The following is an 11,804-nucleotide window of genomic DNA, read 5'->3' as shown; positions in this document are numbered from 1 at the left end:
TATGACCACTTTGTGTAATTTTTCTAATTGCATTTGGGATCACGGTTTGTCTTTAATTTCTATCCAATTTTTATCAGCTTTCTCAATGTAGCCTGGTATGTCCTTGCTCCATAATTGCTGTACTTTTTTGTTGTAGTTGAAATAGAGCTTATTGTCTTTTACTGTCCAGGTATCGGTTTCGCTGGGTGCTTTGTGGCCGTCGGCGGTTCCGTAGGCGCAGTAGCCACCGTATTGGGGCGCGTATTTTTCAGGATCTTTTTTGAACATATCCAGGTTGTCCTGGCTCTCAAATAGCCAGTTGGTATCCTTCCAACGGTACGTGAAGTTTTCGCTGCCCTTCTTGGCTTTGGCTTCTGTAAAAAATGCGACGACATCGTACCCTTTGATCGCCATGCCATCTTTTTCGAATATTTCTGACTTCTGGGCGAATGCTGTGGTGAATGTGAAAAAGAAGATTAATGATAACAAAATTGAATTTTTCATTAGAATCAGTTGTAAGATTAGCGATTGATTCACTATCTCAAACCATGTGCCAAGGATAGGTACCAAGAATAAAGTGCCTAGAAGCTTTGTATTGGCAGAATTTAGAGGATAAATGGTTCATGCCAGAAAATAGATTTACGATATTTCGTAATCCTTTGTGCTGTTTCGTGAGCGGCTTGATGAAATATGGATCTTTTGTCAAATGATCCTTAACCTTTCTTCTTCCAAATCGATCTGATACAACTGCTGACGGATAATGTCTTCGTCAATCTTTGGGTCTTTGTTGAGTTCGGTCAAATATTGCCGCTGGGTTTCCAGTAATTCTACGAAAATCACCTTTGTCTTTTCATTCATCCAGGTATCATCGGCCGCTTTTGCCCGTTCTTCCCATAGTTTCAGGAGCTTTTCCATACCGGCATGACCATTCAGCTCGGTTTCATATTTATTTTTCAGAAACTGGTAGACATGCTGTTTCAAGCCTTGTTTCATTTTTCTTCTGGTCAATTCTTCCGGTTCTTCTTCCATCAATCCTTCAAACAATCCCGACCGCGATATGATCGAAGGAAGCGTAAGTCCCTGTACCACGAGGGTAAGCAGAATGACAATGAAAGTGATAAAAAGGATTAGGTTCCTTTGCGGGAAAGCCGCGCCATTGTCCAGGGTAATGGGGATGGCCAGGGCCGCCGCCAGCGATACCACACCGCGCATGCCTGTCCAGCCGAGCAGCATTGGCATAAGCCAGCGCCTTTTTTTTGATCGGGCACGGGGCATTACACCGGGACGAAAGATAAAGGTTGCAAGCAGCGCCGCATACGAACTGATGACCCGGGCGGCAATTAAAACCCCCGTTATCAATACGCCGGAGCCGATCGCGGTACGTAACGGAATGCCCTTTTCGCGCATACCTTCGACGATTTCGGGAAGCTCCAAACCGATGATAAGAAACACGATGCCATTTAAAATAAACACGAAGCTCTCCCACACACTGAAACTCTGAATGCGGCTGGTACTATTCAGAAAAACGAGCCGCTTGGCCGACAAGTACAGCCCGCCACTTACTACTGCCAGGACGCCCGAACAATGAAACTGCTCAGCAAGCCAATACATAAAATAAGGCTCAATAAGCGTCAATGCAATGTTTGACTGCGCATCGAGAGGTAGGCGTTTGTGTGCCTGAACAAAAATCCAGGCCAGCAACAAACCAATGGCCACACCACCCAATACCATCCATAAAAAGCTAATTGCTGCTTGCTGCCAGAAAAACTGCCCGGTACCGACCGCAACCAATGCGAAACGGAAAATGATCAGGGAAGAGGCATCATTGAGCAGGCTTTCTCCTTCCAGAATAGCGGAAGTGCCTTTGGGGATTTTTACAAATTTGGTAATAGCCCCGGTACTTACAGCATCAGGTGGCGACACGATCCCTCCCAACAAAAAACCAAGAGCAATCGTAAATCCCGGTATGAAATGGTGCGCTACTACCGCTACCGACGACGCGGTGAAAAACACGACCAGAAAGGCGAAACTACCAATGATGCGCCACCACTTTTTCATTTCCTTGAACGAAATCGTCCACGAGGCTTCGAAGAGAAGTGGTGGCAGGAAAATGAAAAAGATAAGGTCGGGGTCGATCCGTACCATGGGCAGCCCGGGAAGAAAACCAACCAGCAGCCCGGCCACCACCAATAAAATAGGATAAGCAATTTTCAGTTTGTTGGCCAGCATGTTCAGCAACACGATGGCAACGATCATTGCTAGCAGGAAAGGTAACTGGGTATGCATAATTCGTGTCGCCTTACCATTATTGAATAACTAAGCAGAGTTCTCACAAGGGTAATATAGACATAAATCTCATTATTTTTTTGTGCGAAGGTCAAGGTTATGAAACACAAATACCCGCAGGACATTGTTACTATTGAAATGATTGCCGGAAGGAAGTTGTTGAAACTGGTTCATATAGCCGACCTGTAAATTCAATCCTTTTGTAAACTGATAACCCAAACCGACAAATAACCGGTTCTGATCGAAGATGTTATAGGTGATCTGTTTGCCTGCATTAATATGTATTTCGTCGTTAAAAGCAAAGAATATCGTGTTGGGCTCAATGAAGTCGCGGTTCAAAGGAACCATCAGGTTTAACAAATAGCGAAAACGGAAATTGAAATTGTGGCCATCCTGCAATTGATCATTGGCTATTTTTCGATTAAAGCGCTCTTCAATGCGTATCCACTGCTGGGTTTGCAGCCGTTTCTGCCGACTTGTCCAGAGTACCTGTTGCCAAAGCCTGTTTTCCGGGCGGACTGTATGGAGGCCTGCTGCCGGGTAGCTACGTGCGTATGCGTACCCGGCCGTGAACCTTAAATGGTCATTGGCATAGTATGTAATCCCCGGTCTGATGATCTGCGTGGCCCATCTGTCCAGAAAATCGGTGCGTCGGGCGTGCAGATCAAGCCATACTCCCCATTTGCCAGTAATTCTGGTTTGATTAAAATAGCCAAACCATACGCCGCTTTGTTTGTTGACCTGTTTTTGTCCGAATGATGAAATGGAGAAAAGTATAAAAAGTAGAAGAAGAGATTTTTTCATGCCTGGTTAATGATAGATTATTTCAAAGGTAAGTTTTAAGGAGAAAGCCGATGATCGCCGCGCAAAGGATAATGTAAGGTTCCTGCAATTTTTTGATGTAAATCAAAGCGAGAATGGTGGTAGCGGCAAGCTATCCCCAGCAACACTACCATTACAAAAGATGGAAGTACAAATGCCAATCCAGTAAGCGTAGCTCCCGGGACACCATAATGCACATAGCCCAAATAAATGCCAAGCTGAGCCGCCAGTGGCCCCGGCGCGAGCTGTGCCAGCGCGAGGCCTTCGCGGTACTCTTCCTCGCTGATCCACGCTTTATCTTCGACGAGGTCGCGGTGCATATAGCCAATGAGTGCCACCGGGCCGCCAAAACCCAGGGTGCCGAGTTTCAGGAAGTACTTGGTTAGACTAGCCAGGCTGTATGTTGGTGTTTGGATTTGTGTTGGAGTTTCCATTCATATTTTCCTTTTTGAAGACATTTTGCATCACATGATGGCTGGCGACGTAGTGAGAAGGTCCGGGGCGAAATACCTGGGCGAGTTTACCTATCAGTGAGTTGAATGAGGGCTTTTAGGTACTTTTCCAAGCACATCCAACGCGGCCCTGAAACCGGCTGCCAGCCTGGCGGCCGCGCCACGACCGTAATAGTGTAGAAAGATGATCCTTGGATTTTCTCCGAACATATGGTTGTGCAATGCAACTACTTCCAGGTTATTGGCGCGGAGCACTTTAATCACCGTGTTGACTTCATCTTCCATCATTGCTATATCACCGGCGATATGCGCGTTGTCTTTACTGCCTGCGAAACTCGCCCATGAGTTCAACCCAATGGCAGCAGTCATTTCTGCACCCATCGCTATTACCGTCAGGTCATCCCTTCCAACAGTGTATTTATAGGTTGGTCCATTGACAACGCCCGTATATTTCACAATCTGATCCAGGACGGGTATGTCAAATAGTTCCTTTCCCGTGGCTACTGACGGGGCGGCAGGCGCTGGCTGGTTGGCGGGGGAAATCTTCGCATCTTTGATCGTGGAGGCAAACTTTTTGGCCAGCTCCTGTGGGGTGCCCATGCCATGCAGGTGCATGTAGAAAATGCGTGGCTGCTCATAGAAGAAATGATTGTGGATTGCGCCGATTTCAAGCCCGTTGGCGTGTGCCGCCGAGATAAGCGGGTTCACCTCATCTTCCAAGAGTACAGTATCACTCATTAGGACAGCCGATTTCCCATCGAGTGTTTTTTTAATTGAGGCCCATCCACCAAAGCCAAACGGGATAGGCACAGGTTCTCCTTTGACGGTTACTTTAAGGTCGTTTCTTGGAAGCGGGGTTGTATGTACGGCCTGGCCTTCGTTATAGGTTCCTTTTTTACCCATAGCCGCTTCAATTGCAGCAATTTCCTCGGTAGTGAGTGCTGGTGTCTTTGCCGGGGCGTTAGTTGCCAGCGACGGTGTCAACCCTAACATTTGGGCAGAACCTATTAATCCGCCTAAGCGAAGCCAGCTTCTGCGTGAAAAAAATGTATCCATTCTGATATGTATGATTTGGTGGTTGCTCGTAAAAAATGCAATACTAGCCCAGGCGATTGCCAAATGATAGAATGAAAATGACGGATTTGTACGATAATTACTTTTGGGGCAAATTTTTTCGGTAATCCGACGGATTTTGGCCGGTATGCGCTTTGAAGATCCTGTTAAAGTGGCTCTGATCGGAAAATCCGGTCAGGTAGGCGATCTCGGACAATGTGTGCTCAGGATTTGTGAGCAGGTCTATGGCTTTTTCAATGCGGAGCTTGCGGATATATTCCCCGAACGACAGGTTACTGAAATATTTGGAAAATTCCCGCGAAACATATGATGGATGGATCTGTAAACCTTCCGAAATTTCCTTCAAACTTAAACTTAGATTAGTATCTATCTGGTCTTGAATGATTTCTTTAAGTTCTTGCGCCCACTTGGGAGTTTTAAGTTTCTCGGTGTTCTTTTTGTCAAGATAGGTATTGAAGACGGCCAGAAGTAGCTTTTCTGTTGGGTTTTGGGTGTGCTTTTGGTGCTGCAAGTGTTTAGCCCAACTGTATAGCGCATCGTAAATGAGCATTCCTTTTTCTAACAGCGCCTGGTCATCGGTAATATTATAAGCAAGCCCGGCCGAGATCGCCCAGAGGCCGGACGACTGGCTGGCAACGGAGTGGTCGTCGGTATCCGCGCCCCGAATGATCACGGCCATATCCTTTAATGCAGGGTCTTCGAGCTCATACCTTTCCAGAAAAAAATCAAATGTGCAGCGATCTTCATAGTGGGTAAACTCGGTGTCCGGGATATCGAACGGTGTGGCATCAAGTTCCAGCGCCTTTTTTTTGACCTGGTCAAATGGCACGTAGAAAATCTGCGCCTCCGGATCAATGAATCTTTTGATCAGCCAGGGGCAAGCGAGGCGGTCAATTTTCGGGCGTTCGCGTGTGATCCAGTTCATTTAATCTTCTCTTAGCTTCTGATCCGCATAATTTCATCAAAGCTACACGGATAGATGAAGCTAATCATAAAATCCCGGAACCTGAAAAGTAAGTTTTTGCGGGGTTACAACTAAATGGCTGGTTTTTGTACCTTATAAAGAAAAAAACGGAATCCAATATGAAGAAGTTTTTAGCCATTGCATTATTGCTTCAAAGTTGCTGGCCGATAGAATTGGGCAAAAGAAAGGATGGTGACTTTCTGGATGAAGTGGTTCGTCTGGATGAGTTTAATTCCGAGTTTGACGATTACAATTCCAATCTGCCCTATAATAAATCCGGGCATACGTTTCTGACATTTTCTTCTAAAAGAGATAGGAAAAGCGTTTTTAATCTCGTCAATTTTCAGGCACAATTCACTTATAATAAACGATTGAATTTGGAAATATATAAGCCCAATGGTGTGCAATATGATCGCTTTTCGGATCGTGGCGCGCTGGAAGGCATGATCAACAGGGCAAATGGTAATTTCAATGTATTCGGCCCCAAAACATTGTTGCTGGGCGACGATATCCAGGGTAATATCAGTGAAAGAAATTTTTTCCTCTTCTACGCCGATGACTCCGAAGGCAACATGCAGATTAAGTACTATTGGAATAATAATAAAGGGATTGAGGGACCTTATAATTTTGATATTTTGAATTCGGCTGCGGATGATGGTTATCCGAGCTTTTCCTACCAGGGCGACAAGATTTTTTTCAGTTCAAACCGCGATGGCAATTTCGATATTTACGAGCTAAGCATACCAAGAGCTGAAAATGAGCAGGTCACACCCGAAAACCTCCTTCATCCGAAATCTTACAAAATTCGTAAAGTGGAAGAGCTATCAAGTCCTTACGACGATAAGTGTCCCTATTTTCACGATGGAACGATGGTCTTTGTGTCTGACCGGCCGGGAGGGATAGGAGGCCAGGATATTTATTATGCGACTTATGAAAATGAAAAGTGGGGTGTACCGATCAATGCCGGTAGCAGAGTTAATACCGCGAGTAACGAGTACAGGCCCATTTTACCTAAGACAAATAATTTCAACTATCGCCTCATGATCTTTTCCTCAGACAGGCCTGGCGGCAAAGGCGGATATGATCTTTATATGACCGGGCTGACGAAAAAGTGGTGAAGCGCATGACCATTGCTTCGATTGTAAAAAAGGGAGCTTTCAAAAACTAGAATGTAAATCCCATTGTCATTTTTGAAGTCAAGAACGGTTTCTGCCGACCGAGATAAGTGTCGTCGACAAGAAAGCTTTTTCTATAAACGAGACTTGCGTCAAAAAATATTCTTTTGAACAGGCGTTGCTGATAACCTAAAAGCAGCGCGGTGTTCCAGATTCTAGTCTCAATATTTTGGTTAAACTCGGGTTGATATTTATAACGAGATTTAATAAAATTAAAATTATAACCTCCCAGCAATCCGGCATAAGGACCGGATAGATCACTTGTGCTTTTTCCGCGTCTCTCCTTAAAATTTCGCAGAAAATAGTAGCGGAGCTGCAAATTTCCCTCAACAGATGTGGATCGAGTTGGCGATGAGCGGAACCAGTTATTGTTATAGAGCGAAAATCCGATGTCTCCCTGCATGGAGAGCGGAATTTTACCGAGCTTTCGCTCATAGGCAACTTCGGTGCGGACGATCTGGTTTTTTAGACCAATGCTGATATTGGGCATTTGAACTTTCCATTGACCTTTTACTAGTTCGTCACAAAAGATGATGTCACAGAAAGGTGCGGTCTTCGTCTTTTTCCAATCTCCAATTGCAAGCCCAATGTTCAAATTGGTTCCCAGAACATAATTTTTTGGTTTCCAAAATGCTGGGCTTCCTTCAACATAACTATTCGCTCCGGCCTCTTTATTGAACAGTGCGACCGAAAAATCGACAAAGCCGTTATTGAAAAAACGACTCTGCAATCCATACAATAATCCAATCCGGCCTGTATTTGTGTTAGTGTATTGATAGCGCAGAAAGACTGATTGGTCGTAGGTAAAACCAATATATGGGCCACTGAAGTTATTTGCATTGAGGCCTTTTTTTATCCTGCGGTTCATATTATAGTACCAGCGCGCCTTCGCATTTACCCAGATATTCACTTGTTTCCAGTTAAAATGCAACAAATGGTCGGCTAGTGCTTCATTGTACTCGCTGAACTGAGCGAATAAAGCCGCTTCAAAAGACAGAGAAGGAAGAAGCTTGTATTCATACCCGAAGTTGATTCCCATTCCCTGTACTTCGGAACCCTGGTAACCAACCTTAAACATATGCCGCGTCGGCACTTTGGTCATAAACACATTCTCATACCTATCAATAAACCGCTGCCTGACGAGCGTATCCGGTTCTTGGGAATAGGAAACTTTGATGCTGTCCTGGGCGTAGGAAGCAATTCCGGACAAAATAAAAAGCAATGTTAGCAGAGCGTTTTTCATAAGCTAGAATGTAAATCCAATAGTCATTTTTGACGAAAAGTATGGTCGTGAACCACCTATGACAAAGCTTGGAGATTTGACCGGTTTCAGGTAAAATAACGACAGATCAATGTATAGTCTCTTGAATAATCGCTGCTGGTATCCTAGCGCGGCTGTCGCATTAAGATTATTCACCACCTCATCCATTCCTCCGTCAGGCTGAAAGATACTTGATGAATTATAACTACCTCTAATATAACTGGCTATAAGACTGGCATAAGGCCCGGAGAAATTGCCTCCGCCTTTTCCATGTCTGGCCTGGTACCGTTGAAGAAAGTAATATCGTAAAGCCAGGTTTGCGCCAGCTGAGAAGTAAGTAAAGTGTGTTCCGCCCGAGAACGACTGATGAAACAGATTAACCCCAACGTCAGCCTGCGCAGATAACGGCGTGTTACCGATTGCCCTTTCATAAGCCACTTCCGAGCGAACAATCTGATTCGTAAATCCCAAAACGATATTCGGAGCCTGTACCTTCCAATGCCCACGGATTAACTCATCGCAAAACAAGACGTCGCAAAGTGGAGTTGTTTTGGCTTTCTTCCAATCGCCTACGGCAAGGCCAATGTTAAACTGGGTTCCTAAGACAAAGTTTTTTACTGCCCACGGAGCGGAAGCACCTTCAAAATCGTAGAATTGCCCCAAGTCTCTTTGATAAAGACCAATTGAAAAATCAGTAAAACCATGATTAAAAATACGGTTCTGAAATCCATATAACAAGCCGAATCTGGTCCCATTTTTATTTGCGGAAAAGTTCTGCATATACACCGACTGCTCATACGAAGCGCCGATATATACGCCGCTGAAATTGTTCGCATTTAGTCCTTTATTAATACGCTTGTTCATATTATAGTACCAGCGTGCTTTTGCATTTGCCCAGACATTCACAGCACGAGAATCGAAATGGAGTAGCTCGTTAGCCAGGCCCCCGTTAAATCTGCTGAGCTGCGTATATATGGAGGCTTCCAGGGAGAGCGACGGCAGTACTTTGTATTCATAAGCAAAATTGAAACCTGTACCCTGCACCTCCGATCCGACGGCTGAAACTTTAAACATCTGACGAGTCGGCACCTTTGTCATAAACACATTCTCATACCTATCAATAAAGCGCTGCTTGACGAGCGTGTCCGCTTCCTGTGAGTATGAGACTTTGATGCTGTCCTGTGCCATGGTAGTTCCGATAGTCAACAGGACTGCTGCCAGCGATTTAATAAAATGGCTTCCGAAAAAGCCATTCATAGTGGATGGTATGTTCATTTCCTTAAAAGGTAAAGCCAAAGCCAATTTTGAAGTACAGTTTGTTGAATGGGATGTAGGCGCCTCCTCTATATTTTCCAAACAGATCGGTGTAGTAAAGCGAACCGTCGATATAAAGGCGCTTGAAAAGCCTTTGCTGGTAACCCATTGAAAAGGTGGCCGTTTGGTACCAGGCGCTACCTGTTTCTCCACCTACGTTGTAACCTGATAGCAGTGCGTTTGCACCGATGGCGGCGTAAAGTCCCGAGAAATTATTGCCGCCGGTCCCTTTCCGAATCTGCATTTTTTGCAGATAATAGTATCTCAGTTGAAGCCCGCCGGTAAAATAATACGTGGCATGAGACAATTGAGACCTTACACGGCGGGCCAGCCAGGCGCTTACATTGGCCTCAACCGAAAAGGGACTCTTGCCAATCCTTCGCTCATAGGCAATGCTTGTGTTTCCTGCTTGAAGCCTCAAACCAACTGTAATATCGGGAAGCTGCACCTTCCACTGGCCGTTGATCTGCTCGTCGCATAATAACACCTCGCACGCAGGCGCGCGCTTCGATTTTTTCCAGTCACCCAATGCAATCCCGAATGCGGATTGTGTTGTCAGCACAAAATCCTTTGGGCTGAAAAATCCGCTGTTGTCAGCCTCAAAAAAGAACTTGTTTTTCCAAAAACCCTTGTTAAAAAGTCCGACAGACAGATCAACATATCCGTGGTTAAAGAACCGGCTCTGAAAACCGTAGAACAGACCAAATCTCCCCGTTTCCTTGGCGTTCAAAGCAAGCCCACCGTGTTCCTGAATCGACTGCTCATACGATAGTCCAATATAGTTTCCGCTAAAATTATTGGCACTCAATGCTTTATCGACTCTCTTTCCCATGTTATAGTACCAGCGGGTCTTCACCGATGCCCAAAACCTCCGGTCCGACCCGAAAGCCACAGTGTTAAAATCATACTGGTCCAGTTTGGTATAAATAGCTGCTTCGACAGAAAGATGTGGCACAATTTTAAACTCATAACCCAAACGAAAACCCGCGCCTGTATAACCCGAGTAGCCGATTTTGAGCATTTGCCGCGTCGGCACTTTGGTCATAAACACATTCTCGTACCGATCGATAAACCGTTGCTTGACAAGCGTGTCCGGCTCCTGGGAGTACGATATCGAAACACTATCCTGTGCATTGGAAGCGACAGCACACAGAAGTGCCGATACCGCGATGGCCACTTTCATGATAAATCCCTTGCCCAAAGAATGCAGTGCGTATCGTTTCTTCATGTCCTCAGAATGTAAAGCCGAAGGCTACTTTGGCCGATAACTTTTGGTGCTGGATATAGTATCGTGAATAGTCGCCCATTAAGCGGGAGTAGAAAAGCGAGGCGTCGATATACATAGACTTGAAGAGTCTTTGCTGGTAACCCATCGAAAAGGCAGTGGTTTTATACCATACGTGATCCTGAGAGCTTTCATTTACACCTCTCTTTTGTTTATAGCCGTAAAGGAGCGTGCTGGCCCCGATACCAGCATAAGGTCCGGAGAAATTGCCACCTCCAGTCCCTCTCCGAAGTTGCATTTTTTGCAAATAGTAGTAACGTAACTGCAAGCCGCTGCTAACCTGATATGTTGCGTTGGAATGATAAGGTGTCGAACGGCGGGCCAGCCAGGCGTTGACATTTGCCTCTACCGAGAAAGGACTGCGACCTATTCTCCGTTCATAGGAAATGCCCGTGTTTCCTGTCTGAAGCCGCAAACCGGCTGTGATATCAGGAATCTGTAACTTCCACTGGTCACTGATCTGTTCATCGCACAAAAGAACATCACAGGCGGGTACTTGTCGTGACTTTTTCCAGTCACCCAGCGCTATCCCGAACGAAGACTGCGTCGTGAGCACAAAGTCTTTGGGACTGAAAAAACCATTGTAATCATAAGCCTCTGGCCAGTACATATTCCTCCAATACCCTTTGCTAAAAAGTCCGATAGAAAGGTCTAAATAGCCCCGGTTAAAAAACCTGCTTTGAAACCCGTAGGACAATCCGAACCGCCCCTTTTCATTACGATATGGTCCAGGCGCTCTGAAAGCGTGAATGGACTGCTCGTAGGATAAACCAAAATAAGTACCGCTGAAATTACTCGCGCTCAGCGATTGATCAACCCGCTTGCCCATATTGTAATACCAGCGGGCGTTCAAGGAAGCCCAGAGGTCAACGTAGTTACGGTAGTAGATGAGATTGAAATTGTCCTGATCCGTGATGGTGTAGACAGCTGCTTCGAGGGATACAGTTGGCAAAATTTTGAACTCGTAACCCAACCTGAAACCCGCCCCCTGATACCCTGAGTAGCCGATCTTCAACATCTGCCGAGTCGGCACTTTGGTCATAAACACATTCTCGTACCGATCGATAAACCGTTGCTTGACAAGCGTGTCCGCCTCCTGCGAGAAGGCCACTTTAATGCTATCCTGTGCGCAGGCTGCTTGTATGATGCTTTGAAGGAAAAGCGCCAGAAGAATTTTTTTCATAAATAGAAG

General features: G+C 45.5%; 11 protein-coding genes. 1 reads left to right on the top strand and 10 read right to left on the bottom strand.

Features of this window, described 5'->3' with window-relative positions; translation table 11 throughout:
- Positions 1-39: 39 nt before the first annotated feature.
- From ON006_RS12810 to ON006_RS12785, 6 genes are all read right to left on the bottom strand, one after another.
- Positions 40-483, bottom strand: a complete 444-nt coding sequence (locus ON006_RS12810; RefSeq protein ID WP_244820185.1) for a YHS domain-containing (seleno)protein — start codon at positions 481-483, stop codon at positions 40-42.
- Positions 484-681: 198 nt separating this feature from the next.
- Complete coding sequence (locus ON006_RS12805; RefSeq protein ID WP_244820184.1) at positions 682-2,265, bottom strand: Na+/H+ antiporter; 1,584 nt, start codon at positions 2,263-2,265, stop codon at positions 682-684.
- A 72-nt stretch (positions 2,266-2,337) separates the two neighbouring features.
- Positions 2,338-3,069 carry a DUF2490 domain-containing protein gene (locus ON006_RS12800; RefSeq protein WP_244820183.1) on the bottom strand — a complete coding sequence of 244 codons (732 nt, stop codon included), beginning with the start codon at positions 3,067-3,069 and terminating at the stop codon, positions 2,338-2,340.
- A 35-nt stretch (positions 3,070-3,104) separates the two neighbouring features.
- A complete protein-coding gene (locus ON006_RS12795; RefSeq protein ID WP_244820182.1) occupies positions 3,105-3,521 on the bottom strand; it encodes a chromate transporter in 417 nt (138 codons plus the stop codon).
- Positions 3,522-3,614: 93 nt separating this feature from the next.
- Complete coding sequence (locus ON006_RS12790) at positions 3,615-4,595, bottom strand: DUF1259 domain-containing protein (RefSeq protein ID WP_310590192.1); 981 nt, start codon at positions 4,593-4,595, stop codon at positions 3,615-3,617.
- 97 nt (positions 4,596-4,692) lie between these two features.
- Positions 4,693-5,538, bottom strand: a complete 846-nt coding sequence (locus tag ON006_RS12785; protein ID WP_244820181.1) for a chromate resistance protein ChrB domain-containing protein — start codon at positions 5,536-5,538, stop codon at positions 4,693-4,695.
- A 158-nt stretch (positions 5,539-5,696) separates the two neighbouring features.
- Here ON006_RS12785 and ON006_RS12780 point away from each other — a divergent pair, with 158 nt between their 5' ends.
- Entirely contained in the window at positions 5,697-6,695 is a 999-nt protein-coding gene (locus ON006_RS12780) for a TolB family protein (protein WP_244820180.1), read from the top strand.
- A 46-nt stretch (positions 6,696-6,741) separates the two neighbouring features.
- Here the strand turns inward: ON006_RS12780 and ON006_RS12775 are convergent, their stop codons facing one another.
- From ON006_RS12775 to ON006_RS12760, 4 genes are read right to left on the bottom strand one after another with little or no spacing between them, the layout of a single operon-like run.
- Entirely contained in the window at positions 6,742-7,995 is a 1,254-nt protein-coding gene (locus ON006_RS12775; RefSeq protein WP_244820179.1) for a hypothetical protein, read from the bottom strand.
- A 3-nt stretch (positions 7,996-7,998) separates the two neighbouring features.
- Positions 7,999-9,288 carry a hypothetical protein gene (locus ON006_RS12770; RefSeq protein WP_244820178.1) on the bottom strand — a complete coding sequence of 430 codons (1,290 nt, stop codon included), beginning with the start codon at positions 9,286-9,288 and terminating at the stop codon, positions 7,999-8,001.
- A 4-nt stretch (positions 9,289-9,292) separates the two neighbouring features.
- Positions 9,293-10,555 carry a hypothetical protein gene (locus ON006_RS12765; RefSeq protein ID WP_244820177.1) on the bottom strand — a complete coding sequence of 421 codons (1,263 nt, stop codon included), beginning with the start codon at positions 10,553-10,555 and terminating at the stop codon, positions 9,293-9,295.
- A 4-nt stretch (positions 10,556-10,559) separates the two neighbouring features.
- Positions 10,560-11,795, bottom strand: a complete 1,236-nt coding sequence (locus tag ON006_RS12760; protein ID WP_244820176.1) for a hypothetical protein — start codon at positions 11,793-11,795, stop codon at positions 10,560-10,562.
- Positions 11,796-11,804: the final 9 nt, after the last annotated feature.

The organism is Dyadobacter pollutisoli (assembly GCF_026625565.1).
GTDB lineage: Bacteria > Bacteroidota > Bacteroidia > Cytophagales > Spirosomataceae > Dyadobacter > Dyadobacter pollutisoli.
Note: the sequence above shows the minus strand (reverse complement) of the source record. Positions and strands in the feature narration are given on the sequence as shown.

Excerpts from the sequence above, each read along its gene's own strand:
- ON006_RS12795 (WP_244820182.1), bottom strand. The coding sequence starts at position 3,521 with ATGGAAACTCCAACACAAATCCAAACACCAACATACAGCCTGGCTAGT.
- ON006_RS12810 (WP_244820185.1), bottom strand. The coding sequence starts at position 483 with ATGAAAAATTCAATTTTGTTATCATTAATCTTCTTTTTCACATTCACC.
- ON006_RS12805 (WP_244820184.1), bottom strand. The coding sequence starts at position 2,265 with ATGCATACCCAGTTACCTTTCCTGCTAGCAATGATCGTTGCCATCGTG.
- ON006_RS12790 (WP_310590192.1), bottom strand. The coding sequence starts at position 4,595 with ATGGATACATTTTTTTCACGCAGAAGCTGGCTTCGCTTAGGCGGATTA.
- ON006_RS12800 (WP_244820183.1), bottom strand. The coding sequence starts at position 3,069 with ATGAAAAAATCTCTTCTTCTACTTTTTATACTTTTCTCCATTTCATCA.
- ON006_RS12765 (WP_244820177.1), bottom strand. The coding sequence starts at position 10,555 with ATGAAGAAACGATACGCACTGCATTCTTTGGGCAAGGGATTTATCATG.
- ON006_RS12785 (WP_244820181.1), bottom strand. The coding sequence starts at position 5,538 with ATGAACTGGATCACACGCGAACGCCCGAAAATTGACCGCCTCGCTTGC.
- ON006_RS12780 (WP_244820180.1), top strand. The coding sequence starts at position 5,697 with ATGAAGAAGTTTTTAGCCATTGCATTATTGCTTCAAAGTTGCTGGCCG.
- ON006_RS12775 (WP_244820179.1), bottom strand. The coding sequence starts at position 7,995 with ATGAAAAACGCTCTGCTAACATTGCTTTTTATTTTGTCCGGAATTGCT.
- ON006_RS12770 (WP_244820178.1), bottom strand. The coding sequence starts at position 9,288 with ATGAACATACCATCCACTATGAATGGCTTTTTCGGAAGCCATTTTATT.
- ON006_RS12760 (WP_244820176.1), bottom strand. The coding sequence starts at position 11,795 with ATGAAAAAAATTCTTCTGGCGCTTTTCCTTCAAAGCATCATACAAGCA.